This window comes from Pseudomonas sp. PK-RTE-24 (assembly GCF_054052265.1).
On record NZ_CM133224.1, the window covers coordinates 5,371,685 to 5,396,922 of the forward strand.

Here is a 25,238-nt window from a genome sequence, read left to right on the forward strand (position 1 = left end):
TTCATGGGCGTTGGGCAAAGATTGAATGCACAACCGTGGTATCGATCAGCGTCCGCTCACGCCACTGGTTGTTCTTCACCAGATAGATCTGCAAATGCTTGCGATCCTCGGTGAAATTCGCAGTCAGGTAGGTTTGCTGAGAGGTGCTTCCGCTGAGATACATGGGGACGCTGCCTTCCCAGTAGGAACTTCCTCCCTCGGTATGCAGGTGGCCGGCGAAAATGGCCGTCACCTGGTACTTGTTGACCATGTCATGGAAACGCTTCTTCTGCTCGGGGCTGCCCTGGTGCCGCAAGGGTTTATGCATATTGATAATGATGGCGTAGCCCGACGCTCGCGCCAGTCGCAGATCGGTCTCGAGCCAGTCCAGTGCGTCGTTGATTTCGAACGTTGTCGGGTTCAACGGATGAGCAATCCGGGTGGTGTAGGTCGGCTCGTTATTAAGCTGAACCATATGCACTTCGCCGATATTTTTCGAATAGGCGAGACTACCGGCATACGTCCTGCTCAGAAAACCGTCAGTGATTTTCAGATCAAAGTTATCGACTTTACCTTCATGATGTTCTTTGAACTCGACAATACTTCCTGCAGCACAGTTATTGGTAAAGCAATCATCAACATTGTTTTCATAGTCGTGATTGCCCAAGCCGTAAAGATATTCACCCTTGAAGTGCCTGTTCAGCGAATCCTTCATGAACGAGCGCTGCCAGCCATGACCAAAAGCGGTTATATCGCCATTGATCATCAAAGGAACCCGCGCTTGGGAGCCGTGTAGATTTCTGAATTCGGCAATGCTTGCAAGTTGGGTTTCAATCAGCCATTTCGAGCGCGCCGTGAATTCTGAATCCGATTCGGGCTCGCGGATATCAGTCTTGTCTGTCCACGGATATTGAGTATCCGAAGCAAAGACCATATGTTTCGGCATGCCAGTTGTAGCCTGAGCGGTAATAGCCGAAGCTACCAGACAAGCACCCATAAAGGTGCTCATGAATTTATTCAAAGCCATGCTTGAAATTCCATTTCAATTAATTTTCGGTACGCAAAAGAAGTTTCGCGCGAACAGAACTTATTCGAATACCGCGAAAACTTCAAAGCCTTCACCTACAACAATCGAGTGAATATATTTCAGACCCAACAACTTACAACATACGAATCAATAGAAACCCGTAGCGTCCGGCCTGAGTTGTCGCCTGGACGAAAACAATCACGGGTGTTATTCAACTTGCGAAATCAACGGCAGTGGCGTGAACAAACAATTGAAAGGATGAACTAGCCACTTCGGCAAAAGCGTCCATACTCAACAAGTCAATTGATCTGCGTCAGGCTTTTGCGCAATCGCTACACCATCCGCATTTTTTACCCAACGCGACCAAAGGTCGCACCCTTGAGCCAGAGCGGCAGGCGTATCATCGCGCTACTGCAACAGCCTTTTTGACCTCGGTTGGCACGTATCGACCGAGGCATTTTTCCACTGCCGTGGGATGCAATGATGAGCAATCAGATTCCGGTACACGACGTCACGCCACCGAGCAAGAACGCGAACAACAGCGTCGATCTTTATGCCTCACGAGAAAAAATCTACACCCGTGCCTTCACAGGCCTGTTCCGCAATCTGCGGATGCTTGGCGGTGCGGCGTTGTTTCTGCTGTATTTCGGCACGGTGTGGCTGAACTGGGGCGGTCATCAGGCGGTGTGGTGGAACCTGCCGGAGCGCAAGTTCTTCATCTTCGGCGCGACTTTCTGGCCACAGGATTTCATCCTGCTCTCGGGCCTGTTGATCATTGCCGCGTTCGGCCTGTTCTTCATCACTGTCTATGCCGGGCGCGTCTGGTGCGGGTATACCTGCCCGCAGAGCGTGTGGACGTGGATTTTCATGTGGTGCGAAAAGGTCACCGAAGGCGACCGCAACCAGCGCATCAAGCTCGACAAGGCGCCGATGAGCGCCAACAAATTCCTGCGCAAGCTGGCCAAACATTCGCTGTGGCTGTTGATCGGTTTTGTCACCGGCATGACCTTTGTCGGCTACTTCTCGCCGATCCGCGAACTGGTCATCGAATTTTTCACCGGTCAGGCCGATGGCTGGTCGTATTTCTGGGTCGGTTTTTTCACCCTCGCCACGTACGGCAATGCCGGTTGGTTGCGTGAGCAGGTGTGCATCTACATGTGCCCGTATGCGCGCTTCCAGAGCGTGATGTTCGACAAGGACACGCTGATCGTTTCCTACGACCCGCGCCGTGGCGAAAGCCGTGGGCCGCGCAAGAAAGGCATCGACTACAAAGCCCTGGGGCTGGGCGATTGCATCGACTGCACGATGTGCGTGCAGGTCTGCCCGACCGGCATCGACATCCGCGATGGCCTGCAGATCGAATGCATCGGCTGCGCGGCGTGCATCGACGCTTGCGACAGCATCATGGACAAGATGGATTACCCGCGCGGCCTGATCAGCTACACCACCGAACACAACCTCTCCGGGCAGAAAACCCATAAACTGCGACCGCGCCTGATCGGCTACGCCGTGGTGCTGCTGGCGATGATCAGCCTGTTGGTCGCCGCGTTCTTCATGCGTTCACTGGTCGGCTTCGACGTCAGCAAAGACCGCGTGCTGTACCGCGAAAACGCTGAAGGCCGGATCGAAAACGTCTACAGCCTGAAGATCATGAACAAGGATCAGCGCGACCACACTTACCTGCTGCAAGCCGAGGGCCTGCCGGACCTGCGCCTGCAAGGCAAGCGCGAGATCAAGGTTGCCGCCGGGGATATCGTCAGCATGCCGGTCGAGTTGTCCAGCGCACCGGAACAACTGCCATCGAGCACCAACGAGGTGAAATTCATCCTCAAGGATGCCGATGACGACAGCGTCCACGTTGAAGCCAAGAGCCGATTCATCGGCCCACAAATCCGTTGAGAGAATTTTGAACATGCCCGCTGCAAACGCCGCAAGTCCTTGGTACAAGCACCTCTGGCCGTGGATCATCATCGCGATTCTCGCCTGCTCGGTGGCCTTGACCCTGTCGATGGTGACCATCGCGGTGAACAACCCGGACAATCTGGTCAACGACAACTATTACGAAGCAGGCAAAGGCATCAACCGTTCACTGGATCGCGAGCTGCTGGCGCAAACCCTGAAGCTGCGTGCAGCGGTGCATCTGGATGATGTGACCGGGGAAGTCGACTTGCGCTTGAACGGTGACAGCCAGCCGCAAACGCTGGAGCTGAACCTGATCTCGCCGACCCAGCCGGAGAAGGATCGCAAGATCGTTCTGACCCGCAGTGGCAGCGAGAGCGGGCGCTACATCGGCCAGTTGAGCGACAAGGTCGAAGGGCGGCGCTTTGTCGAGTTGCTCGGCAGCCAGGACGAGCACGTGTGGCGCATGTTTGAAGAAGAATTGGTCAGTCATGACAAGGAACTGCTGCTGGGTGATGAGCCATTGCAGGGTGCGGAAGATCTGAAGAAGTGAATCAAAATCAAGAGCCCCTCACCCTAGCCCTCTCCCGGAGGGAGAGGGGACTGATCTCGGTTGCTTGGAAGCGGGGCGTATGACAGTGACAATGTCGGCGACTGAAGCCGCTCTTCAGGCTCACATCGATCGGCTCCCTCTCCCTCCGGGAGAGGGCTGGGGTGAGGGCAAGCGAACACCCCCAATGCAAGGGCTCACACCCTCATCAATGCCATGACCAGTCCAATCCCCTGCTACCACTGCGCCCTGCCCCTCCCGTCCGGCAGCCGCTTCACCGCCGTCGTCCTCGGGCAGGCCCGGGAGTTCTGCTGCCCGGGCTGTCAGGCGGTGGCCGAAGCCATCGTCGCCGGTGGTCTGGAAAGCTACTACCAGCATCGCAGCGAAGCGTCGGCCAATCCCGAAGCGCTGCCGGTGCAACTGAGCGATGAACTGGCGCTGTACGACCGCGCCGACGTGCAGCAGCCCTTCGTGCGCCACGAAGGCGATCTGGCTGAAACCACGCTGTTGATGGAAGGCATCAGTTGCGCCGCTTGCGGCTGGCTGATCGAGAAACACCTGCGCACCCTGCCCGCCGTCGCCGAAGCGCGGTTGAACCTGTCCAACCATCGCCTGCATGTGCGCTGGGCCGACGCACAATTGCCGCTGAGCCAGATCCTCGCCGAGCTGCGCCACATCGGTTACGCCGCCCACCCGTACCAGGCCGACCGCGCCAGCGAACAGCTGGCCAGCGAGAATCGCCTGGCCCTGCGCCAGCTCGGCGTCGCCGGGTTGCTGTGGTTTCAGGCGATGATGGCGACCATGGCTACCTGGCCGGAATTCAACATCGACCTCAGTCCCGAGCTGCACACGATCCTGCGCTGGGTCGCGCTGTTTCTGACCACACCGATCGTGTTCTACAGCTGCGCGCCGTTCTTCAAAGGCGCGATGCGCGATTTGCGTACGCGCCACCTGACCATGGACGTTTCTGTTTCACTGGCGATCGGCAGCGCTTACATCGCCGGGATCTGGACATCGATCACCGGGGTCGGCGAGCTGTACTTCGATGCAGTCGGCATGTTCGCGCTGTTTCTGCTCGCCGGACGCTATCTGGAACGCCGCGCCCGCGAACGCACCGCTGCTGCCACCGCGCAATTGGTCAACCTGTTACCGGCCTCGTGCCTGCGCCTGGATAGCGTTGGCCAGAGCGAACGCATCCTGCTCAGCGAGTTGCGTGTGGGTGAGCGGATTCTGGTGCAGCCGGGCTCGATTCTGCCGGCTGACGGCAAGATCATCGACGGTCAGTCGAGCATCGACGAATCGCTGCTGACTGGCGAATACCTGCCGCAGCCACGCACGCTCGGCGATGCTGTTACTGCGGGCACGCTCAATGTCGAAGGCGCATTGACCGTGCAAGTGCAGGCGCTGGGACAGGACACGCGTCTCTCCGCGATCGTGCGCCTGCTTGATCGCGCTCAGGCGGAGAAACCGCGTCTGGCCGAAATCGCCGACCGCGCCGCGCAATGGTTCCTGCTGCTGTCGCTGATTGCCGCAGCAGTGATCGGCGTGCTGTGGTGGCAACTGGATTCCTCACGGGCGTTCTGGATCGTCCTCGCCATGCTGGTGGCGACCTGCCCGTGCGCGCTGTCGCTGGCGACGCCGACCGCCCTCACCGCCGCCACCGGCACCCTGCACAAACTCGGCCTGCTGCTGACCCGCGGCCATGTGCTGGAAGGCTTGAACCAGATCGACACGGTGATTTTCGACAAGACCGGTACGCTCACCGAAGGCCGCTTGGTGCTGCGCTCGATTCGCCCGCTCGGCGCGCTCGACAGCGAGCAATGCCTGAGCCTCGCCGCTGCGCTGGAAAACCGCTCGGAACACCCGATCGCCCGCGCTTTCGGTCGCGCGCCGCTGGCCGCCGAGGACGTGCACAGCACACCCGGTCTGGGCCTTGAAGGCGTGGTCGGTGAGCAACGCTTGCGCATCGGTCAGGCGCCGTTCGCCTGTGCCCTGAGCGGCGCGGCGCTGCCGTCAATGCCTGATGAAGCCGGACAATGGTTGCTGCTCGCCGACACTCAGGGGCCGCTGGCATGGTTCGTCCTCGACGATCGCCTGCGTGACGATGCCCCCGCCCTGCTCGCGGCCTGCAAAGCGCGGGGCTGGCGCACCTTGCTGTTGTCCGGCGACAGTTCGCCGATGGTCGCCAGTGTCGCCGCCGAACTGGGCATCGACGAGGCCCGTGGCGGCTTGCGCCCGGATGACAAACTGCAAGTGCTGCAACAACTGCACAAGGAAGGGCGCAAGGTGCTGATGCTCGGCGACGGCGTCAACGACGTGCCGGTGCTGGCTGCGGCCGATATCAGCGTGGCCATGGGCTCGGCCACCGATCTGGCGAAAACCAGCGCCGATGCAGTGTTGCTGTCCAACCGCCTTGACGCTCTGGTGCAAGCCTTCACGCTGGCGCGACGCACGCGCCGGGTAATCATCGAAAACCTGCTGTGGGCGGCGCTGTACAATGGCCTCATGTTGCCGTTCGCCGCCCTCGGCTGGATCACTCCGGTGTGGGCGGCGGTCGGCATGTCGATCAGTTCGCTGACCGTGGTGCTCAACGCCCTGCGCCTGACTCGTCTGCCGAGCGCACCGGCCGCCAGCACCGCAACAGCAACCCGCCCGCTGCCGGCCTGAGCCGCGCGGGCCTGGAGTTACCGATGCCAGCTCTCTATGTGATGATTCCCGCTGCCTTGCTCATCGTCGCCATCGCCGTGTACATCTTCTTCTGGGCGGTGGACAGCGGTCAGTACGACGACCTCGACGGCCCGGCACACAGCATCCTTTTTGACGATCAGGACCCCAACCACACCGCTGCGGTGGACGAAGCCAACGCCGGCAAACCGGACGACAAGGCGCCACCCCATGCTTGAACTGGCGCCGCTGCTGGTCTCGGCGCTGATCCTCGGCCTGCTCGGTGGCGGCCACTGTCTGGGTATGTGCGGCGGTCTGATGGGCGCGCTGACCCTGGCGATCCCCAAGGAGCAGCGCAGCCGGCGCTTTCGCCTGTTACTGGCGTACAACCTCGGGCGGATTCTCAGTTATGCCACGGCGGGACTGCTCATCGGTCTGGCCGGCTGGGCCGTCGCCAACAGCCCGGCGGCGCTGTTCATGCGCGTGCTGGCCGGTTTGCTGCTGATCGCCATGGGTTTGTACCTCGCCGGCTGGTGGAGCGGGCTCACCCGTATCGAAGCGCTCGGGCGTGGCTTGTGGCGTTTTATTCAACCCGTGGCGAATCGTTTGCTGCCGGTTTCCAGCCTGCCGCGTGCCTTGCTGCTCGGTGCGCTGTGGGGGTGGCTGCCGTGCGGGCTGGTTTACAGCACCTTGCTGTGGAGCGCGAGTCAGGGCAATGCGCTGGACAGTGCGTTGCTGATGCTCGCTTTCGGCCTCGGCACCTGGCCGGTACTGCTCGCCACCGGGCTGGCGGCTGAGCGGGTCACGGCGATCCTGCGCAAACGCAGCGTGCGCATGGCCGGCGGGTTGTTGGTGATTCTGTTCGGCTTATGGACCCTTCCCGGCCCGCATCAGCATTGGCTCATGGGCCATTAAATGTGTGGCGCGGCCTTCGCGAGCAGGCTCGCTCCCACAGGTCTTGAGTACGCTGCAAATCCAATGTGGGAGCGAGCCTGCTCGCGAAGACGCCCGCACGAACAACACAAATCCTCGCCGTTGATGCAAATCAAGATGCCCTGTAACGCACTCCCCTAGACTCGCCACACTGCCAGCCTATCCGGGGGAATGCCCGCATGCTCGACGCCATTCGTTGGGACTCTGATCTGATCCGCCGCTACGATCTGGCGGGGCCACGCTACACCTCGTACCCGACTGCCGTGCAATTTCACGGGCAGGTCGGCACTTTCGACCTGTTCCATGCCCTGCGCGACAGCCGTAAGGCCCAGCGGCCGTTGTCGCTGTACGTACATGTGCCGTTCTGCGCGAACATTTGCTACTACTGCGCCTGCAACAAGGTCATCACCAAGGATCGCGGCCGCGCGCAACCGTACCTGCAACGGCTCGAACAGGAAATCCAGTTGATTGCCTGCCACCTCGACCCGGCGCAAACCGTCGAGCAGCTGCATTTCGGTGGCGGCACGCCGACTTTTCTCAGCCACGACGAACTGCGACAGCTGATGGCGCACCTGCGCAAGCATTTCAATTTGCTCAACGATGATTCCGGCGATTACGGCATTGAAATCGACCCGCGCGAAGCCGACTGGTCGACCATGGGCCTGCTGCGCGAACTGGGTTTCAACCGGGTCAGCATTGGCCTGCAGGATCTTGACCCGGCGGTGCAGCGCGCGGTCAATCGCCTGCAAAGCCTGGAAGAAACCCGCGCGGTGATCGATGCGGCGCGAACCCTGCAATTTCGCTCGATCAACATCGATCTGATTTATGGCCTGCCCAAGCAGACACCCGACAATTTCGCCCGCACCGTCGAGGAAGTGATCAGCCTGCAACCGGATCGCCTCTCGGTATTCAACTACGCGCACCTGCCGGAACGCTTCATGCCGCAACGGCGAATCAACAGCAGCGAACTGCCGAGCCCGGCGCACAAGCTGGAAATGCTCCAGCGCACCATCGAGCAACTGACCGCTGCCGGCTACCGTTACATCGGCATGGACCACTTCGCCCTGCCTGATGACGAACTGGCGATTGCCCAGGAAGAGCACACCCTGCAACGCAACTTCCAGGGTTACACCACCCACGGCCATTGCGACCTGATTGGCCTGGGCGTGTCGGCGATCAGCCAGATCGGCGATCTGTACTGCCAGAACAGCAGCGACCTCAACGCGTATCAGAACAGCCTGGCCAGCGCGCAGCTGGCGACCAGTCGCGGTCTGGTGTGCAACGCCGACGACCGCTTGCGCCGCGCAGTGATTCAGCAGCTGATCTGCAATTTCAAACTCGAGTTCGCCGAGATCGAGCAGCAGTTCAACATCGATTTTCAAGGCTACTTCGGCGCGCTCTGGCCGCAGTTGCAAGGTATGGCCGAGGATGGCCTGATCAGACTCGAGCGCGAGCGCATCGAGGTGTTGCCAGCGGGCCGATTGCTGGTGCGCTCGGTGTGCATGGTCTTTGATGCGTACCTGGAGCAGCAGAACCGCCAGCGTTTCTCGCGGGTGATTTAAGGCTTGGTCAGCAACGAGCCGACTTTGAGGTTCTGGTCAGGATTGAGCGCCGACTGGTTCATGACTTTCGACAGGGCGAGGTTGGCGGTGATCAGGCCACTGTTGAGGGCGGCGATGGCGCCCCGCAGTGCGGCGAGCTTGTTGATCTTTTCCTCGGTGGAGAGGGTTCTGTCTGACATGACCGCCGCCATGCGCGCTTTTTTCTCGATGATTTCTTTTTGGATCTTGCGAATCATCTTCAGCAACTGCTGGATGTTCTCCGGCAAGCCACTGTTGTCGATGTCACTGTTTTCGCCGCCGACAGCGGCGGATTTGGCGATGGCCGCGCCGGACAGCGACACTTTGACGCCCTCGACCAAGGTCGGGGTTGCCGTGTGCGACAAGTCTTCATCGCGATCGATTGCAGCGTCGGTGCTGGTCATCTCCGGCGAAGCAGCAACGCCGCTGCTGCCGGGGCTTAGCGTACCAATGGCGGTCATCGGGGCCTTCCTTGGTTGAGTGCTGATAGCGGGTTATCGGCCGCCGGTGCTGCGGCTTTATGTCTGTAGGACAACGCCGCCACGTGCTGGCCTGAATGTCCTCCCGTGGGTTACCCTTACGGCTTATGTGTGTTTTCCCACAAGGATTGAAGAAATGTCCGAGCCAGTCAAACTGCGCGCTCACAACCAGGCCCACTGCAAGGATTGCAGCCTGGCCCCGCTCTGCCTGCCACTTTCTCTGAATCTGGAAGACATGGATGCGCTCGACGAAATCGTTAAACGCGGCCGCCCGCTGAAGAAAGGCGAATTCCTGTTCCGCCAGGGCGACACCTTTGATTCCGTTTATGCAGTCCGCTCTGGTGCGCTGAAAACTTTCAGCCTGAGCGATGCCGGCGAAGAACAGCTGACCGGTTTCCACCTGCCGAGCGAACTGGTAGGACTGTCGGGCATGGACACCGAAAAACACCCGGTCTCGGCCCAGGCGCTGGAAACCACTTCGGTCTGCGAAATCCCCTTCGAGCGCCTTGATGAACTCGCGCTGCAATTGCCACAACTGCGCCGCCAGTTGATGCGGGTGATGAGCCGCGAGATTCGTGACGACCAGCAAATGATGCTGCTGCTGTCGAAGAAAACCGCTGACGAGCGCATCGCTACTTTCCTGGTCAACCTGTCGGCACGCTTCCGCGCTCGCGGCTTCTCGGCCAACCAGTTCCGCCTGAGCATGTCGCGCAATGAAATCGGTAACTACCTGGGCCTGGCGGTGGAAACCGTGTCGCGGGTGTTCACCCGTTTCCAGCAGAACGAGCTGATTGCCGCAGAGGGCAAGGAGATCCATATCCTCGACCCGATTCAGCTGTGCGCGCTGGCCGGCGGTTCGATCGAAGGCTGATCACGACCCGCGGTTGAGCGAATCGTTTCAGCCGCGGGTATACTGCGCCGTTTGCAGCCCTGCCAGGACACCCCGATGGTCTTCGACTCCTTCGACATCAAATCTCTGATCCGCCCCGTGATCGACTTCCCGAAACCGGGCGTGATCTTTCGCGACATCACCCCGCTGTTCCAGTCGCCGACGGCCCTGCGCCTGGTGATGGACAGCTTCGCCCATCGCTACGTCGAAGCCGACTTCACCCACATCGGCGCCATGGATGCCCGTGGTTTTCTGATCGGTTCGGTACTGGCCTATCAGTTGAACAAGCCGCTGGTGCTGTTCCGCAAGCAAGGCAAACTGCCGGCGGACGTACTGGCCGAAGGTTACGCCACCGAGTACGGCGAAGCGTTCCTGGAAGTGCACGCCGACAGCCTGTGTGAAGGCGATTCGGTGGTGATGTTCGATGACCTGATCGCCACCGGCGGCACGCTGATCGCAGCGGCCAACCTGATTCGCCGCATGGGCGCGCGGGTGCATGAAGCGGCGGCGATCATTGACCTGCCAGAGCTGCAAGGTTCGCAGCGCTTGCAGGACATGGGCATTCCGACGTTCTGCCTGACGCAGTTTGCGTTGACCGATAAATAAACAGCGTCTGACAGGCCGCTTTCGCGAGCAGGCTCGCTCCCACAGGGGAATGCATTTCAACTGTGGGAGCGAGCCTGCTCGCGAAGGGGCCGGCAGCTACACCGCAGGACTTAGAGCCCCATCTGCTTGCTGATGATTTCGTTCATCACTTCCCGCGTTCCGCCGCCAATCGACAGAATGCGATTATCCCGATACAGCCGCTCCACCAGGCTTTCACGCATGTAACCGAGCCCGCCAAGGATCTGCACGGCTTCGGTGGTGATCCGGTCCGAGGTGTCGGTGGCGAAGTTCTTCGCCATGGAAATCTCCTTGATCACGCTCTGCCCCGCCGCCATTTTCGCTGCTTGCCGATATGTGAACTCCCGCGACACTTCCAGCGCCGTGGCCATTTCGGCGAGCCGATGTTTGATTACCTGAAACTTGCCGATGGGTTTGCCAAACGCCTCACGCTCGCGCGCCCACTTCAGGCTCTCCTCCAGCGCCAATTGCGCCGTCATGTTGGCCATCAGCGCCAGCGCCAGGCGTTCGCTCTGGAAATTGCCCATGATGCAGGCGAAGCCCATGTTCTCGGCGCCGATGAGGTTTCCTACAGGCACGCGGCAATCGTCGAAGAACAATTCAGCCGTGTCCGACGCCCACCAGCCCATTTTCTTCAACTGCCTACCGACACTGAACCCCGGCGTGCCCTTCTCGATCAGCAACAAACTGATGCCGCCAAACCCCGGCGCACCGGTGCGCACCGCGACGGTGTAGAAATCGGCGCGCACGCCGCTGGTGATAAAGGTCTTGCTGCCGCTGACCCGGTAGAAATCGCCGTCACGCACGGCGCGGGTTTGCAGGTTGGCGACGTCGGAACCGCCACCGGGTTCGGTAACCGCCAAGGCGCTGATCTTTTCGCCGCTGAGCACTTGGGGGACGACCCGCTCTCGCACTTCAGGCCGCGCCCATTTGACGATCGGCGGCAGGCCGATATCCAGCGAACCCAGCCCCGCCACCAGCCCGCCTGAGCCACAGCGCATCAGCTCCTCACTGGCGGCGACCTTGGCGAACAGATCGCCTTCATGGCTGCCGCCAAGCGCCTCGGGATAGCCGATACCGAGAATGCCCGCCGCACCGGCCTTGAGGTACAGCTCACGGGGAAAGCTTTCGGCTTCTTCCCACTGATCGATGTCCGGCAGGATCTCGCGTTCGACAAAACGTCTGACGCTGTCGCGGACCAATTGGTGGCTGGGGTCGAAGTATTCCTGAAAGGCAGGCATGGGCGAGCTCCACGGAGGGGTTCGCCGACGTTAACCGAGCGCTTGCTTGGTTATCAATGAAATTGTGTGAATCAGATGGACCGTGGTGCGCCATTCGCGAGCAGGCTCGCTCCCACATTGGTTTTGTGTCGTTCACAAATCCCCTGTGGGAGCGAGCCTGCTCGCGAAGGCGTCAGTTCAGACGCCGCAAATTCAGAGGGAAATCGGTTTACGCCCCGCAAACGAATGCGCCAGCGTGCCGCCATCGACCAGCTCCAGCTCACCGCCCAGCGGCACGCCATGGGCAATCCGCGAGGCGACCAGGCCTTTGTTGTTGAGCAACTGCGCGATGTAGTGCGCCGTCGCCTCGCCTTCCACTGTCGGGTTGGTGGCGAGGATGACTTCGGTAAAGGTCCCCGCCTCTTCAATCCGCGCCATCAGTTGCGGAATGCCGATCGCTTCCGGCCCCAGGCCATCCAGCGGCGACAAGTGCCCCTTGAGCACGAAATAGCGGCCACGGAAGCCGGTCTGCTCCACCGCATAAACGTCCATCGGCCCTTCGACCACGCAGAGCAGCGTGTCATCGCGGCGCGGGTCGGCGCATTGCGGGCAGAGGTCGTCTTCGGTCAGCGTGCGGCACTGGCGGCAATGGCCAACGCCTTCCATGGCCTGGCTCAAGGCCTGGGCCAGACGGGTGCCACCGCTGCGATCACGTTCGAGCAACTGCAACGCCATGCGCTGAGCGGTTTTCTGACCCACGCCTGGCAAGGTGCGCAGAGCGTCGATCAGTTGGCGAATCAAAGGGCTGAAGCTCATGGGTAAACAGTCCGACTAAACAACGAGACGCGGTTTATACCCGCGCCTCTGGCCAGCGTCAAATCCTCAGTCCTGGGCGACCCGGACCACCAGTTTGCCGAAGTTGCGCCCTTCCAGCAGACCGATGAACGCCTCGGGCGCCTGCTCCAGGCCTTCGACCACGTCCTCGCGGAACTTCACCTTGCCGTCGCGTACCCACGGCACCATGTGGCTGATGAATTCCGGCTGACGATCACCGTAATCGTCGAAGACGATGAAGCCCTGAATCCGCACACGCTTGGTGAGCAAAGTGCGTTGCAGCATCGGCAGACGATCCGGGCCGGTCGGCGCCTCGGCGGCGTTGTAGCCGGCGATCAGGCCGCACAACGGGATGCGCGCCTTGGGGTTGAGCAACGGCAAGACCGCGTCGAAGACATGGCCGCCGACGTTCTCGTAATAGATGTCGATGCCGTTGGGACAGGCTTTGGCCAGTTGCTCGGCAAAGTCATCGGCCTTGTGGTCGATGCAGGCATCAAAACCCAGCTCCTCAACGACGTATTTGCACTTCTCGGCCCCACCGGCCACACCGATCGCGCGCAGGCCTTTGATCTTCGCCACTTGCCCGACCACCGAGCCGACGGCGCCGGACGCCGCGGCCACCACCAGGGTTTCGCCCTCTTTCGGCTGGCCGATGTCCATCAGGCCCATGTAGGCGGTCATGCCCGGCATACCCAGCACCCCGAGGGCCATCGACGGGCTCGGCAGGCCGGCCGGGATCGGCATGATGTTGCGACCGTCGCTGATGCTGTGGCTCTGCCAACCGGTGGCGCCAACCACCAGATCACCTACGTGAAATTTCGGATGATTGGACTGCTCGACCCGGCTGACCGCACCACCGGTCATGACTTCGCCGATTTGCACTGGCGCAGCGTAGGACGGAGCGTCGCTCATGCGCCCGCGCATGTACGGGTCGAGTGACAGGTACAGGGTTTTCAGCAGAACTTGACCGTCCTGCAGATCCGGCAGCGCCTCGCGCTCCAGACGGAAGTTCTCCGGGGTCGGCGCGCCGCTCGGGCGCGAGGCGAGGACGAAGCGTTGATTGAGGGTGAGAGGGTCGGACATGTCAGCGTCTCCTGTGAATGGGGAATTCGGTGTATAGGGAGCAGACCTTGGTAGCGGTGGTGTGTTCGATGTTTCTTCAGTTGTGCCGAGGTGACTTCATTCGCGAGCAGGCTCGCTCCCACACTTGGAAATGCAATCCCTGTGGGAGCGAGCCTGCTCGCGAAAGCGTCAGTCTGCGGCACATGCCCATCAGGCAGAAACAAAAATGCCAGGCACAATGCCTGGCATTTTGTGTAGCTCATCTGCCGCGCAATGGCGAATCAGAACGGCAGTTTCATACCCGCCGGCAGGTTCATGCCGGCGGTCATGCTGCCCATTTTTTCCTGGCTGTTGGCTTCGATCTTGCGCACGGCGTCGTTGACGGCGGCAGCGACCACGGCTTCCAGCATTTCTTTGTCGTCTTCGCTCAGGCCTTCGACCAGGCTTGGGTCGATGCTCACGCTTTTAACGTCGTGACGACCGGTCATCACCACGGTGACCATGTCGCCGCCGGCCTTGCCGGTGACTTCGGCGTTGGCCAGTTCTTCCTGCATCTTGGCCATTTTTTCCTGCATCTGCTGCGCCTGCTTCATCAGGCCGGCCATGCCACCTTTCATCATGGGAATCACCTCAAACGTACTTGGATAAAACAGCGCCCGGCCATCGAGGCCGAGCACCTTCAGTTATTAGCCTTGGGTGACCAAGGCGTCGACAGGTTCAATAGTATCGCTTCGCACCACCGCGCCGAACTGCTGAACCATCTGCTGGATGAACGGATCACCGTGGATCGATTCCTCCGCCTCACGCTGGCGATTGGCGCGGCGGCGCGAGGCGGCCTGGGCCGGAGTTTCCTGTTCGGGCTTGATCAGCTCGATGGTCAGCGTCAGCGTGCGCCCGTGGAACTGGTTCAACGCGTCGTTGAGACGACGCTGTTGCGTGGCGTTGAACAGCGCGCTGTGGGCCGGATCGAGGTGCATCAACCAATGATCGCCGTCGACCGCAATCAACGTGCAGTTGGCGGCGATGCTGCCGGTCATGCCGGAAATCGGCAGCTTCGGGAACAGCTCCAGCCATTGCAGGGCCAGGCCGGTGGCCGGCGCGGCGGCAGGTTCCGGCTCGGGCTCAGGCTCGGGATCGGCGGCGTGTTCGCTGGCCAGTTCGTCGAGGTAGCTGTAGGCCGAATCCATGTCCGGCTCGATGTAGTCTTCATCCAGCGGCGGTTCGTCGTCCATGTCCATGCCCGGCGTAGCGGCATCGACCTCGGCGACGGACGGCTCGGGAATTGGCGCAGCGGCCCACTCCGGCGCATCCGGCACCACGCTGTCCGGGGTCGGCAGCGGCATCGGCGGCAGCTCGGGCTGCTCGCCAGCGGTTTCCAATACCGGCTCGACGGCGGGTTGTTGAACGGGCGCAGGCTCGGCCTCGGCTTCCACCGGGTCGTTCCACGGCAGATCGACCATGGTTTCGACGGCGACTGGCTCAGGCTCCGGGTGCGCTTCGACAACCGGCACAACCGGTTCTGGCTCGGCAGCAGGCGCTGCTAACGGTGCGGGCGCGGGTGCTGGCGCAGCAGCCGCAGCGACCACCGGCGCAGGCTTCGGCGCGGCAGCCACTGAGTTTGCGGAATCAACTGTGGCCTGGCTGATCCCCACTGGCTTTAGCGGTTGCCTCGGCGCGTCCGCCGTATCCGCCGGGCGGAACGCGAGCATCCGCAGCAAGACCATCTCGAAACCGCCACGCGGGTCCGGCGCCAGCGGCAAGTCGCGGCGACCAATCAGGCCCATCTGGTAATAGAACTGCACGTCTTCGGCCGGCAACGCCTGGGCCAGGGCCAATACGCGATCACGGTCGCCGTGGCCATTGTCGACCCCTTCCGGCAACGCCTGAGCGATGGCCACGCGGTGCAGCACGTTAAGAATTTCCGAGAGCACGCCGTTCCAGTCCGGACCTTGCTCGGCCAAGTGACGCACGGCTTCGAGCAGCGCCTTGGCATCGCCCTCGATCAGCGCATGCAGCACGTCATAGACCTGACCGTGATCCAGCGTGCCGAGCATGGCCCGCACGTCGGTCGCGAGGACCTTGCCTTCACCGAACGCGATGGCCTGATCGGTCAGGCTCATGGCGTCGCGCATCGAGCCGTCAGCAGCGCGACCAAGCAGCCACAGTGCATCGTCTTCGAACGGTACGTTTTCTGCGGTCAGGACGTGGGTCAAATGCTCGACCACACGCTCGGGCGTCATGTTCTTCAGGGAGAACTGCAGGCAGCGCGAAAGAATCGTTGCCGGAAGTTTCTGCGGATCGGTGGTCGCCAGGATGAACTTGACGTAGGGCGGCGGCTCTTCGAGGGTTTTCAACAGCGCATTGAAGGAATGGCTGGAAAGCATGTGCACTTCGTCGATCAGGTAGACCTTGAAGCGCCCACGGCTTGGCGCGTACTGCACGTTATCGAGCAGTTCGCGGGTGTCTTCGACCTTGGTGCGGCTGGCGGCGTCGATCTCGATGAGGTCGACAAAACGGCCTTCATCGATCTCGCGGCACACCGAGCACTCGCCGCAGGGACTGGAGGTGATACCTGTCTCGCAGTTCAGGCACTTGGCAATGATCCGCGCGATGGTGGTCTTGCCGACCCCGCGCGTCCCGGTGAACAGGTAGGCGTGGTGCAGCCGTTGGCTGTCCAAGGCATTGATCAGAGCCTTGAGCACATGGGTCTGGCCGACCATTTCGCGGAACGAGCGTGGACGCCATTTACGTGCAAGAACCTGATAACTCATCGAAAACCGTCGCAGCGAAGGAAGCAGAAGCGGCTAATGCTAGCGGAGCAAGGGCAAAATTGCATCCGGTGTCCTCGTCTAATATGGCTAAGCTCTATCAGCAGAGGCTTTTATCAGCTCGGGATGGGGAATTACCGGAGCGTCTATGCGGTGGGCCGTGGCGGCATTGCTGGGTATCAGCCTCAACGCGATGGCAGCGCAAGCGCCGTTGCGCTTCGCCGTGCCGGACAGTTGGGCGATGCCGATGATGCAACTGCAAAGCGGCAGACCGACCCAGGGCATCCTGCACGACGCCCTGCTCAGCCTGGCGACCCAGGTCGGCGCGCCAGCGCAATTCGTCGTCCTGCCGCGCGCGCGGGTACAGAGCGCCATGGAGCACGGCGACATCGACGTGCGCTGCTATGCCGCACAGTCGTGGCTGCCGAATCAGTCCGGCGATTACATCTGGAGCGTGCCGTTGTGGTTTCAGCGCGACCTGCTGATCAGCCGCAAGGAACAACCGGCGCAGATCGATCCCGCCCGGCTGCCGCGCCAGGCCATCGGCACCGTCCTCGGTTACAGCTACCCTACCCTGCAACCGCTGTTCGACGCTGATCAGTTGCAACGCGAAGACGCGCGCAATCAGGAGCAGGTACTGGAAAAGCTGCTGGCCGGGCGATACCGCTATGCGGTGAGCAATCAGTGGACCCTGGACTGGATCAATCAACGCCTGCTGCCGGAGCAGCAGTTGCAGGGGGTCGCGGTGCTGCAGGAACAGAATATCGGCTGCTATGTGAGGAACGACCCGAACGTGCCGGTGCAGCGGATCCTGCGCACGCTGCTGCGCATGAAAATGTCCGGCGAGATCGACGACATTATCCGGTTGTACACCGGCGCCTCTTCAACCACACCCTAGCTCCCACAGGGTTGGCCTGGTCAATAACCGTGCGACTCGCGGAATTTCGGCTCGCGGCTGTGGTGATAATCGATCCACTCGACCACGTCGTAAGGCAGATAGAGCTGCTGCCGGGCACGGGACACGGCGATGTACACGGCACAGATGCGCTGATCGAACTCGTAGGCATCCTTGAATTTCTCGTTACTGAGCAACGTCCGGGTCAACAGCACGCGCTTGAACTCCATGCCGCCAGCCCGCTCGGCCATCATCAACAGGCAGGCTTTGCCTGGCTCGATGATCTTTTGGCTCAGGCGAGTCAGGTCGGCAATCATGAAGCCGTTTTGCAACTGCGCCTCGATCCACAAGAAAGCTTCATCGAACTGGTTGGCGGCGCGCACCTGCTGCCAATCAGCCATGTCGCTGAAATACGGGTGCGGTCCTTTCTCGCTGGACCCGGCGTTGTAGAAATCGCGGCGGAACAGCTCGATGGCGGTGGTCATGAAATGCTTGATGTCGTCCTGCGCTTCCCGGTCGGGAAAACTGAAGGCGCAACTGGAGTCGTGCAGATGGATGGCCCACATCATCGTGTCCCAGGGTGACGCGGTCAGCACCACGCAACCTTCGGGCGGCACGAAGGCTTGCGGGTAGTACTCGATATCGACGTCGGCGTGACGAGCGCCTTCGAACGGCACTTTGCTCTTGTGCGTGTGGCGCGAGATCAGCGGATTGACCAGGCGCTCGACATTGCGCCCCGAACGCACCGAATAGCAGATATCGCTCTGACGAACTTCACGCTTGCGCTTGGGCGCCTCGCCCGTGGCCTGCTGATACTCATCGCCGAGGGTGATCAGTACCTGCTGCCCGCGCTCGATGATTTGCAGCAGCGACGCCGGCACGTCCTGGCTTTCGTCGATGATCACATGGGTGTAGCGCGGCGGCACGCGGCAACCGGCCAGACTGGCGCGCTTGATCATGAGCAACGTCGGAAAACCGCTCTGGCTGGCCCACGACGGATTGGCCTCGAGATATACCCACAGGCGACTGGAATATTCCAGCAGCGCCTGTGAGTCTGCGCCGGTCAACGGCTGCTGAAAATGCGGCAGGTGCCTGGCGGATAGCGTGTGATCTCTTGAGGCGCAATACAGCTCCAGCACGCGCAGACAAACCTCCAGAGTGCCCTGCCCATCGTGGTGGCGAAAGCCGAACATATTCAGTTCCTGCGCCAGCGCCTGCCTGCTCGGGATCCGCGCTGGCGTCCTGGCCATGTGCGATCGGGGGCCAAGCAACTGGGCCTGGGCAAAATCGTAGAAGGTCTGGCCAATTTCCGTGTCGTGCACCTGCACGATGTGCTTGCGCAACGTCGCCAGTTTCGCCGGGGTGCGCGCCAGTACCAGGGTGCGTTTCGAGCGCAGGCATTCGATCAGCGCGCTGAGCATGTAACTCTTGCCGATGCCCGCATAACCCTGCACGTGCAGGTCTTCGTCGAGGTTGGCACGGAAGGTTCGCAGCAGCTTGTCCTGCGCCGCGCTTAACCAGTGCTCGCGCTCGCGTGGCGTGACCATTTGCTGGCTGAACGGATTGTTCTGTTGCTGATGGCGAATTTTGTAGTCCACATCCCACTGCCCGCCGGGCAACAGATATTCCTGTGCGGCGACTTCATCGGCCATGAGAAAGCGCAGGTTCAGGCCTTTGAGCGCATTGAGGCCGAAATACAATTTGCGCGAATCGAAAAGACGCCGCGCCTCTGCAAGCAGTCCCGCAGATCCGGAGCGCCGGGAGGTGACAGACCAGTCAATGAGTCTGGCGAGAATTTTCTCCGCTGCGCTGGCGCTCAGGTCCTTTTCCGTGGCCTGGGCAAGGTTCTGGATGACCAGCACCGCCGCCAGTTCCGGGTCGCTCAGGTTGGCGAGTGTCGCGTCACCCTCGGGCTGCAACAGCGCCGTACACACATCATGGGTGATGGGCAGAAATACCGGGGTGGCCAAATCAAAATGTTCCGGGTGCATACAACCTCGCCGCCTGGGCCTTAATACAACACCAGATCAGTCCTGGTCATTCTCGTCGGGCATTTCATGGGACTGCGGCAAGTTTCCTTCACTGCCGGCCTCGGGGCTGATGCGCAGCTCGAAGGAGTAGTCGCCGAGCGTGCCGGACATGCCGCGTCGTTCAGTGCCGCTGGCCACCGCCGCCGCATCGATCTGCGCCTGCACTTCGTAGAGCGCCATTTCCAGCAGTTTGCGCAGGTGTTCAGGGTTTTGCGCGGTGGCTTGCAGCTGCAGGTCGTACTTTGCGGTCAGCGAGTCTGATGCGTGCTCGACGATCGCCGATTGTGCCTCCACCGGGACCGACTGTTCAGGCTCTTCTGCCGCGTTGAAAACAGCAGATGCCGCCAGAATCGCAGCGTGTTCTTCATCCATCAGGTCGAGCACTCGCGACAGTTCCAGCGTGCGCTCGGGCTGATCCTGCATCTGTGCTTTGACTTCCAGACGACGTAACTGCCATTCGCGCAGCTTTTCCCGGGTCAGATCGTCAATTTCACCCACTTGCCTTACCTCTCAATGCCAGGCGAGGGAGTATGCCACTGTTCGCCTTCAACAGCCGCACGGGTACCGGGGCGCTGTGCTGCTGATCCGCGCGTTTCTGATGGCGGAGCAACGCCACTAGCCAAATCGCAGGCATAAAAAAACCGCAGTGGGCAAACCCATGCAGTTCTCTGAATTCTCGGTAGGTTCGTTAAGGTGGTGCCCCCACCAGCCACACCCCGGCACACAATGTTCCCGCTGTGGCTGCTTCCTTCCGGATCTGACCAGGTTCACGGGTAATCGTTGCGGGGGGACCGATGGGGTCACCATAACGACGCTTGCCTGTCGGCGAGCCGCGCCATTGTACCTGTCTGAGATGAAGTTACAACCGTTGGTTGCAGATAAAAAACCTGAACGGCTTCAAGGACATAAACATCACGGCCTGCGACACCTACAAGGCCAGCACCTCATCCGCCCTGCCGCCCGCCTGCTGGATCACCAGATGAATGAAGTGCAGCTTGGCGATCGCCGCTGCCGGCAGTACGAACGGATAGAAATCCGGCTGGCCCATGCTGCGCGACAGTTCGTTGAGCATGCCCGCCAGCTCGATCCACGCATTGACGAATGACAGGAAAGCGCCACCGCCGGGGTGCTCCGGGTCGTACAGGGTGCTGGTCGGAAACGGCTGATAGTCAAAGTCCATTTCCCGCGCGCTCATGCCGAAGCCCAGCGCAGTATCCACGGCGTCCATCATGTGCAGGTAGTGCGCCCAGGTTTCCGCCCAGTCTTCCCACGGGTGCATGGTCGCGTAGGCACTGACGTAGTGCTGCGGCCAGTCCAGCGGTGCGCCTTGCTGGTAGTGCCGGTCCAGCGCGTCGGCGTAACTGGCGCGTTCGTCGCCGAACAGATTACGGAACGCCTCCAGCCAAGGGCCGTTGGCGATGAGGCGATCCCAGTAGTAGTGGCCGACCTCATGGCGAAAATGCCCGAGCAGCGTGCGGTAAGGTTCGTGCATCGCCGCCCTGACCTGCTCACGATGCGCATCGTCGGCCTCTTTGATGTCGAGGGTGATCAGGCCGTTGGCATGGCCGGTCATCGGCGCGTTGCCTTCGAGGTCGACACCGATGAAGTCGAAAGCCAATCCGGTTTCTTCGTCGACGGTTTTCGGGATGACCGGCAAGCCGAGGGTGATCAGTTGCGCGACCAGTCGACGCTTGGCGATTTCGACCTTGCGCCAGCGTTCGGGATTTTCCGCGACGGAGAGATCAGGGATGGTGCGGTTAAGGCTGCAAGCGATGCACAAGGTGTCGTGATCGTTGGCCGGCAGCAGCCAGTTGCACGCGGCGGGCATGTCGAGGTTGGCGCAGCGGCGGAACAGTCCGGCGTCGGGATCGACGTCGAGCGTCCAGGTGCCCTCTTCCGGCCCCGGCTGCAGCGAGGTCAGTCGACTTTGTTCAGGTTGATAGCCAAGCAAGGCGTTACAGGCCAGGCACTGACTGTTGCGAAAGAACAGCGACTGGCCGCAACGGCACGGCCAGACTTTGCTGTTGCGCGAGGATCCGGCCACGAACGGCGCGATGATGCGGGAACTGAGCTGCTCGAAAAAACGGTGCATGGCGATCTCTCCCTGGGACTGGCCAAGACTAGATCATTCTGAAGACAACATCGTTCCCACCCATAACCGCGCAGCCGGGTGATAGCACCATTGTGGCGAGGGGATTCATCCTCGCTCGACTGCGCAGCAGTCGCAAAAAACCGTACACGCGATACAGATGAAATGATCGGTCGCAGGGTCTTGGGGTCGCTGCGCAACCCAGCGGGGATAAATCCCCTCGCCACAGGTGTCCATCCGGAGAGGGGTAAATCCCCTCGCCACAGGGGTTCATCCGGTCAGACAGCGACGCCGTGGGTTTTGAGGAAGGCGATAAACGCTTCCTCGTCCATGACCTTCACACCCAGCTCGTTGGCCTTGGTCAGTTTCGAGCCGGCACCCGGGCCTGCGACCACGCAATGGGTTTTCGCCGACACCGAACCGGCGACCTTGGCACCCAGGCTTTCGAGATGATCCTTGGCCACATCCCGGCTCATCAGTTCGACCTTGCCGGTCAGCACCCAGGTTTCCCCGGACAGCGGCAGACCTTCGACGACTTTCTTCTCGCTCTGCCAATGCATGCCGAAATCGCGCAATTGCTGCTCGGCCTGCTCGGCCAGTTGCCGATGCTCAGGCGAGGCGAAGAACTCGCGTACCGAGTTGGCCTGCTTCTCCGGCAATGCCTGGCGCATGTCCAGCCAGTCAGCGTTCATCGCCGCTTCCAGCGAACCGAAGCGATCGGCGAGTTTCTGCGCACCACCGGGGCCGACGAAAGGAATGTGCAGTTTGTCGAGCAAGCCGCCCAACGTGGTACTGGCGGCGAATTCGGCGCCCAACTCGCCCTGATCCTGAATCTGCAAACCATGGCCGAGCAATTCGCTGATGACCTGCTGGTTGTGCGCATCCTCAAAGAAACTGTGGATCTCGTGCGCCACTTCCAGGCCGACATCCGGCAGATAGGTCAGCACATGCGGCAAAGCCTGTTGCACGCGCTCCAGTGAACCCAGCGAACGCGCCAGCACCTTCGCCGTCTCTTCGCCGACATCGGGAATGCCGAGGGCGTAGATGAAACGTGCCAGGCTCGGTTGCTTGCTGTCTTCGATGGCTTTGAGAAGCTTGTTGCTTGATACCTCGGCGAAGCCTTCCAGATCGACGATGTCGTCGAACTTCAGCGCATACAGATCGGCCGGCGAACTGACCAGACCTTCGTCGACCAGTTGCTCGACGCTCTTGTCGCCCAAGCCTTCGATGTCCATGGCCCGACGCGAGACGAAGTGGATGATCGCCTGTTTCAGTTGCGCACCGCAGGCCAGTCGGCCGACGCAGCGATAGACCGCGCCTTCGCTGAAGGTTTCCTTGCCCTTGCTGCGCTTGACCAGTTGCGTGCGTTCAACGTGCGAGCCGCACACCGGGCAGCGTTGAGGAATGGCAACCGGGCGCGCGTCATCGGGGCGACGCTCGGTGATTACCTGCACCACTTGCGGAATCACATCGCCGGCGCGGCGGATGATCACCGTATCGCCGATCATCAGGCCCAGCCGCGCGACTTCGTCCATGTTGTGCAACGTGGCGTTGGCCACGGTGACGCCGGCGACTTTCACCGGTTTCAGGCGCGCCACGGGAGTTACCGCACCGGTGCGGCCGACCTGGAATTCCACGTCGAGCAGCTCGGTGAGTTCTTCCATCGCCGGGAATTTGTGTGCGATCGCCCAGCGCGGCTCGCGGGCGCGGAAGCCCAGTTCACGCTGGTCGGCAATGCTGTTGACCTTGAACACCACGCCGTCGATTTCATAGGCCAGCGAGTCACGGCGCGCGCCGATGTCGCGGTAATACTCAAGACACTCGTCGATGCCCTTGGCCAGCTTCAGTTCGTGACTGATCGGCATGCCCCACTTCTGCAACTGCTTGAGGTTTCCGATGTGGGTGTCGGCAATATCGTGGGACACCTGGCCAATGCCGTAGCAACAGAATTCCAGCGGACGATTGGCGGTGATCTTCGAATCGAGCTGGCGCAGGCTGCCTGCTGCCGCGTTGCGCGGGTTGGCAAAGGTCTTGCCGCCGATTTCCAGCTGCGAAGCATTGAGGCGCTCGAAACCGGCCTTGGACATGAACACTTCACCGCGCACTTCCAGCGTCGCCGGCCAGCCTTCGCCATGCAGCTTCAGCGGAATATTGCGCACAGTGCGCACGTTGACGCTGATGTCTTCGCCGGTGGTGCCATCGCCACGGGTGGCGCCGCGCACCAGCAGACCATCCTGATACAGCAGGCTGACCGCCAGGCCATCAAGCTTCGGCTCGCAGCTGTATTCCACCGCCGCGCCGCCACCAAACAGATCGCCGGCCGGCACGTCGAGGCCTTCGTTGACGCGGCGATCGAACTCGCGCATGTCGGATTCTTCGAAGGCGTTGCCGAGGCTGAGCATCGGGATTTCGTGACGCACCTGAGTGAACGCAGTCAACGCCATGCTACCGACGCGCTGGGTCGGCGAATCGCTGGTGATCAGTTCCGGGTTGGCCGCTTCCAGTGCCTTGAGCTCGTGAAACAAGCGGTCGTATTCGGCATCGGGAATGCTCGGCTCGTCGAGAACGTGATAGCGATAGTTGTGCTGATCCAGCTCAGCGCGCAGCTCTAGAATGCGGGTTTTGGCGGCGGTCATGGGTGTTCTCTCATAAAGCAAAAGAGCAGCCGAGGCTGCTCCAGTTTTATTCCATTATCGGCGGCGGGGCCAGAAGATCGCAGCCTCGTTGCACTCGTCAGCTCCTACAGTATCGCGATCCTCTGTAGGAGCTGCCGAAGGCTGCGATCTTTTGATCTGGCCTTAGCGCTTCTGGGTCAATGCGCGGCGTTCGAATTCGACGATGCGCTGACGGTAATGCTCAATCGTCTGCGCGGTCAGTACGCTGCGCTGATCGTCTTTCAATTCGCCGTTCAATTCCTGGGACAGCTTGCGGGCTGCCGCGACCATCACGTCGAAGGCCTGCTTCGGATGACGCGGGCCTGGCAGACCGAGGAAGAAGCTCACCGCCGGGGTGCTGAAGTGGTCAATGTCGTCCAGATCGAAGATACCCGGCTTGACCGCGTTGGCCATGGAGAACAGCACTTCGCCGTTGCCGGCCATGCTTTCGTGGCGGTGAAAAATGTCCATCTCGCCGAAACGCAGGCCGCTTTCGAGAATGTTCTGCAACAGCGCCGGGCCTTTGAAGCCGGCCGGGTCGCGGCAGATCACGCTGATCACCAGGACTTCTTCGGCTTGCGGCTGATCTTTTTCCGCCACGGCCGCTGCAGGCTTACTGTCTTCGGCGAAATCGTCGTCACGGCTGCTGAAGCTCGGGCCGCCGTCCAGATCGAGGTCGAGGTTCAAGTCGCCCTGCGCCGGGCCGTTGCTGCCGCGCTTGGCACGTTTCGAACCGGATTCACGCGGCTCGCGGGCTTCGCGGTTGGGCATGCTCACCGACGGCAGATCGTGCTCGTCCAGTTGCGGCTCTTTGTGCGTATCCAGGACGCGGGCCGGGCCCAACAGCTCGGCGCTGGTGTCCTCGTCCGGCAGATTGGACAGGCTCCGGTCGAGACGGAATTTCAGCTTTCCCTTGCCGCCGCGCATACGGCGCCAGCCATCGAAAAGAATACCGGCTATCACAATGATGCCGATGACGATCAGCCACTCGCGCAGACCGATTTCCATGTAATCCCGTGCCTCTATAAAAAATGCTGAAAAATAAGGGGTTTACACTGCGTA

General features: G+C 61.1%; 21 protein-coding genes and 1 other RNA gene. 9 read left to right on the forward strand and 13 right to left on the reverse strand.

What is annotated here, in order from left to right; translation table 11 throughout:
- Position 1: 1 nt before the first annotated feature.
- Complete coding sequence (locus tag ACV8MC_RS24120; RefSeq protein WP_457263795.1) at positions 2 to 1,006, reverse strand: metallophosphoesterase family protein; 1,005 nt, start codon at positions 1,004 to 1,006, stop codon at positions 2 to 4.
- Between the two features lie 483 nt (positions 1,007 to 1,489).
- Here ACV8MC_RS24120 and ccoG point away from each other — a divergent pair, with 483 nt between their 5' ends.
- The 6 genes from ccoG to hemN all read left to right on the forward strand — a co-directional run bounded on the left by ccoG (position 1,490) and on the right by hemN (position 8,614).
- Entirely contained in the window at positions 1,490 to 2,905 is a 1,416-nt protein-coding gene (gene ccoG / locus ACV8MC_RS24125) for a cytochrome c oxidase accessory protein CcoG (protein ID WP_073474016.1), read from the forward strand.
- 13 nt (positions 2,906 to 2,918) lie between these two features.
- Positions 2,919 to 3,458: a FixH family protein gene (locus tag ACV8MC_RS24130; RefSeq protein WP_056784237.1), complete on the forward strand. Its 540-nt coding sequence runs from the start codon at positions 2,919 to 2,921 to the stop codon at positions 3,456 to 3,458.
- Positions 3,459 to 3,671: 213 nt separating this feature from the next.
- Positions 3,672 to 6,122, forward strand: coding sequence for a heavy metal translocating P-type ATPase (locus tag ACV8MC_RS24135; protein WP_457263797.1), 2,451 nt, complete (start codon positions 3,672 to 3,674; stop codon positions 6,120 to 6,122).
- A gap of 23 nt (positions 6,123 to 6,145) precedes the next feature.
- Entirely contained in the window at positions 6,146 to 6,358 is a 213-nt protein-coding gene (gene ccoS / locus ACV8MC_RS24140) for a cbb3-type cytochrome oxidase assembly protein CcoS (protein WP_039763029.1), read from the forward strand.
- Positions 6,351 to 7,034 carry a sulfite exporter TauE/SafE family protein gene (locus tag ACV8MC_RS24145; RefSeq protein WP_041479091.1) on the forward strand — a complete coding sequence of 228 codons (684 nt, stop codon included), beginning with the start codon at positions 6,351 to 6,353 and terminating at the stop codon, positions 7,032 to 7,034. The genes ccoS and ACV8MC_RS24145 overlap by 8 nt, the downstream gene beginning before the upstream one ends.
- Positions 7,035 to 7,231: 197 nt before the next feature.
- A complete protein-coding gene (gene hemN / locus ACV8MC_RS24150; RefSeq protein ID WP_236169137.1) occupies positions 7,232 to 8,614 on the forward strand; it encodes an oxygen-independent coproporphyrinogen III oxidase in 1,383 nt (460 codons plus the stop codon).
- On the opposite strand, the gene ACV8MC_RS24155 is transcribed toward hemN, so the two are convergent.
- The gene (locus tag ACV8MC_RS24155) at positions 8,611 to 9,093 is read right to left on the reverse strand and encodes a hypothetical protein (RefSeq protein ID WP_150741395.1); all 483 of its coding nucleotides are present in this window, start codon (positions 9,091 to 9,093) and stop codon (positions 8,611 to 8,613) included. The two genes, hemN and ACV8MC_RS24155, sit on opposite strands and share 4 nt — an antisense overlap.
- A 154-nt stretch (positions 9,094 to 9,247) precedes the next feature.
- On the opposite strand from ACV8MC_RS24155, the gene fnr reads away from it, so the two are divergent.
- Both fnr and ACV8MC_RS24165 read left to right on the forward strand, forming a co-directional pair.
- On the forward strand, positions 9,248 to 9,982 hold the full coding sequence (gene fnr, locus ACV8MC_RS24160) for a fumarate/nitrate reduction transcriptional regulator Fnr (RefSeq protein ID WP_016773865.1): 735 nt from the start codon (positions 9,248 to 9,250) through the stop codon (positions 9,980 to 9,982).
- Positions 9,983 to 10,057: 75 nt separating this feature from the next.
- A complete protein-coding gene (locus ACV8MC_RS24165) occupies positions 10,058 to 10,606 on the forward strand; it encodes an adenine phosphoribosyltransferase (protein WP_024012326.1) in 549 nt (182 codons plus the stop codon).
- A gap of 110 nt (positions 10,607 to 10,716) precedes the next feature.
- Here the strand turns inward: ACV8MC_RS24165 and ACV8MC_RS24170 are convergent, their stop codons facing one another.
- From ACV8MC_RS24170 to dnaX, 5 genes are all read right to left on the reverse strand, one after another.
- Positions 10,717 to 11,865 carry an acyl-CoA dehydrogenase family protein gene (locus tag ACV8MC_RS24170; protein WP_150741394.1) on the reverse strand — a complete coding sequence of 383 codons (1,149 nt, stop codon included), beginning with the start codon at positions 11,863 to 11,865 and terminating at the stop codon, positions 10,717 to 10,719.
- Between the two features lie 192 nt (positions 11,866 to 12,057).
- Complete coding sequence (gene recR / locus ACV8MC_RS24175; protein ID WP_016773861.1) at positions 12,058 to 12,660, reverse strand: recombination mediator RecR; 603 nt, start codon at positions 12,658 to 12,660, stop codon at positions 12,058 to 12,060.
- 66 nt (positions 12,661 to 12,726) lie between these two features.
- A complete protein-coding gene (locus tag ACV8MC_RS24180) occupies positions 12,727 to 13,761 on the reverse strand; it encodes an NADP-dependent oxidoreductase (RefSeq protein WP_236169138.1) in 1,035 nt (344 codons plus the stop codon).
- Between the two features lie 260 nt (positions 13,762 to 14,021).
- Complete coding sequence (locus tag ACV8MC_RS24185; protein ID WP_003223337.1) at positions 14,022 to 14,360, reverse strand: YbaB/EbfC family nucleoid-associated protein; 339 nt, start codon at positions 14,358 to 14,360, stop codon at positions 14,022 to 14,024.
- A 66-nt stretch (positions 14,361 to 14,426) separates the two neighbouring features.
- Positions 14,427 to 16,511 carry a DNA polymerase III subunit gamma/tau gene (dnaX, locus tag ACV8MC_RS24190; RefSeq protein ID WP_457263800.1) on the reverse strand — a complete coding sequence of 695 codons (2,085 nt, stop codon included), beginning with the start codon at positions 16,509 to 16,511 and terminating at the stop codon, positions 14,427 to 14,429.
- A gap of 145 nt (positions 16,512 to 16,656) precedes the next feature.
- Between dnaX and ACV8MC_RS24195 the strand changes: the two genes are divergently transcribed.
- Positions 16,657 to 17,406 (forward strand): substrate-binding periplasmic protein, encoded by a 750-nt coding sequence (locus ACV8MC_RS24195; protein WP_095180855.1) that lies wholly within the window; start codon positions 16,657 to 16,659, stop codon positions 17,404 to 17,406.
- Positions 17,407 to 17,426: 20 nt separating this feature from the next.
- Here ACV8MC_RS24195 and ACV8MC_RS24200 read toward each other — a convergent pair whose 3' ends face one another.
- The 6 genes from ACV8MC_RS24200 to zipA all read right to left on the reverse strand — a co-directional run bounded on the left by ACV8MC_RS24200 (position 17,427) and on the right by zipA (position 25,184).
- Positions 17,427 to 19,394, reverse strand: coding sequence for a hypothetical protein (locus tag ACV8MC_RS24200; RefSeq protein ID WP_375123352.1), 1,968 nt, complete (start codon positions 19,392 to 19,394; stop codon positions 17,427 to 17,429).
- 36 nt (positions 19,395 to 19,430) lie between these two features.
- Complete coding sequence (locus ACV8MC_RS24205) at positions 19,431 to 19,931, reverse strand: hypothetical protein (RefSeq protein ID WP_457263801.1); 501 nt, start codon at positions 19,929 to 19,931, stop codon at positions 19,431 to 19,433.
- 202 nt (positions 19,932 to 20,133) lie between these two features.
- Positions 20,134 to 20,230: signal recognition particle sRNA small type (gene ffs, locus ACV8MC_RS24210), an RNA gene on the reverse strand.
- A gap of 131 nt (positions 20,231 to 20,361) precedes the next feature.
- Positions 20,362 to 21,525 carry a zinc-binding metallopeptidase family protein gene (locus tag ACV8MC_RS24215; RefSeq protein ID WP_457263803.1) on the reverse strand — a complete coding sequence of 388 codons (1,164 nt, stop codon included), beginning with the start codon at positions 21,523 to 21,525 and terminating at the stop codon, positions 20,362 to 20,364.
- Between the two features lie 275 nt (positions 21,526 to 21,800).
- Positions 21,801 to 24,158 (reverse strand): NAD-dependent DNA ligase LigA, encoded by a 2,358-nt coding sequence (gene ligA / locus ACV8MC_RS24220; protein ID WP_457263804.1) that lies wholly within the window; start codon positions 24,156 to 24,158, stop codon positions 21,801 to 21,803.
- A gap of 162 nt (positions 24,159 to 24,320) precedes the next feature.
- A complete protein-coding gene (gene zipA, locus ACV8MC_RS24225) occupies positions 24,321 to 25,184 on the reverse strand; it encodes a cell division protein ZipA (protein WP_305382552.1) in 864 nt (287 codons plus the stop codon).
- Between the last annotated feature and the right edge of the window lie 54 nt (positions 25,185 to 25,238).

Bases quoted from the DNA above. Each gene is read 5' to 3' on its own strand.
- ACV8MC_RS24120 (WP_457263795.1), bottom strand. From the start codon at position 1,006: ATGGCTTTGAATAAATTCATGAGCACCTTTATGGGTGCTTGTCTGGTA.
- ccoG (WP_073474016.1), top strand. From the start codon at position 1,490: ATGAGCAATCAGATTCCGGTACACGACGTCACGCCACCGAGCAAGAAC.
- ACV8MC_RS24130 (WP_056784237.1), top strand. From the start codon at position 2,919: ATGCCCGCTGCAAACGCCGCAAGTCCTTGGTACAAGCACCTCTGGCCG.
- ACV8MC_RS24135 (WP_457263797.1), top strand. From the start codon at position 3,672: ATGACCAGTCCAATCCCCTGCTACCACTGCGCCCTGCCCCTCCCGTCC.
- ccoS (WP_039763029.1), top strand. From the start codon at position 6,146: ATGCCAGCTCTCTATGTGATGATTCCCGCTGCCTTGCTCATCGTCGCC.
- ACV8MC_RS24145 (WP_041479091.1), top strand. From the start codon at position 6,351: ATGCTTGAACTGGCGCCGCTGCTGGTCTCGGCGCTGATCCTCGGCCTG.
- hemN (WP_236169137.1), top strand. From the start codon at position 7,232: ATGCTCGACGCCATTCGTTGGGACTCTGATCTGATCCGCCGCTACGAT.
- ACV8MC_RS24155 (WP_150741395.1), bottom strand. From the start codon at position 9,093: ATGACCGCCATTGGTACGCTAAGCCCCGGCAGCAGCGGCGTTGCTGCT.
- fnr (WP_016773865.1), top strand. From the start codon at position 9,248: ATGTCCGAGCCAGTCAAACTGCGCGCTCACAACCAGGCCCACTGCAAG.
- ACV8MC_RS24165 (WP_024012326.1), top strand. From the start codon at position 10,058: ATGGTCTTCGACTCCTTCGACATCAAATCTCTGATCCGCCCCGTGATC.
- ACV8MC_RS24170 (WP_150741394.1), bottom strand. From the start codon at position 11,865: ATGCCTGCCTTTCAGGAATACTTCGACCCCAGCCACCAATTGGTCCGC.
- recR (WP_016773861.1), bottom strand. From the start codon at position 12,660: ATGAGCTTCAGCCCTTTGATTCGCCAACTGATCGACGCTCTGCGCACC.
- ACV8MC_RS24180 (WP_236169138.1), bottom strand. From the start codon at position 13,761: ATGTCCGACCCTCTCACCCTCAATCAACGCTTCGTCCTCGCCTCGCGC.
- ACV8MC_RS24185 (WP_003223337.1), bottom strand. From the start codon at position 14,360: ATGATGAAAGGTGGCATGGCCGGCCTGATGAAGCAGGCGCAGCAGATG.
- dnaX (WP_457263800.1), bottom strand. From the start codon at position 16,511: ATGAGTTATCAGGTTCTTGCACGTAAATGGCGTCCACGCTCGTTCCGC.
- ACV8MC_RS24195 (WP_095180855.1), top strand. From the start codon at position 16,657: ATGCGGTGGGCCGTGGCGGCATTGCTGGGTATCAGCCTCAACGCGATG.
- ACV8MC_RS24200 (WP_375123352.1), bottom strand. From the start codon at position 19,394: ATGCACCCGGAACATTTTGATTTGGCCACCCCGGTATTTCTGCCCATC.
- ACV8MC_RS24215 (WP_457263803.1), bottom strand. From the start codon at position 21,525: ATGCACCGTTTTTTCGAGCAGCTCAGTTCCCGCATCATCGCGCCGTTC.
- ligA (WP_457263804.1), bottom strand. From the start codon at position 24,158: ATGACCGCCGCCAAAACCCGCATTCTAGAGCTGCGCGCTGAGCTGGAT.
- zipA (WP_305382552.1), bottom strand. From the start codon at position 25,184: ATGGAAATCGGTCTGCGCGAGTGGCTGATCGTCATCGGCATCATTGTG.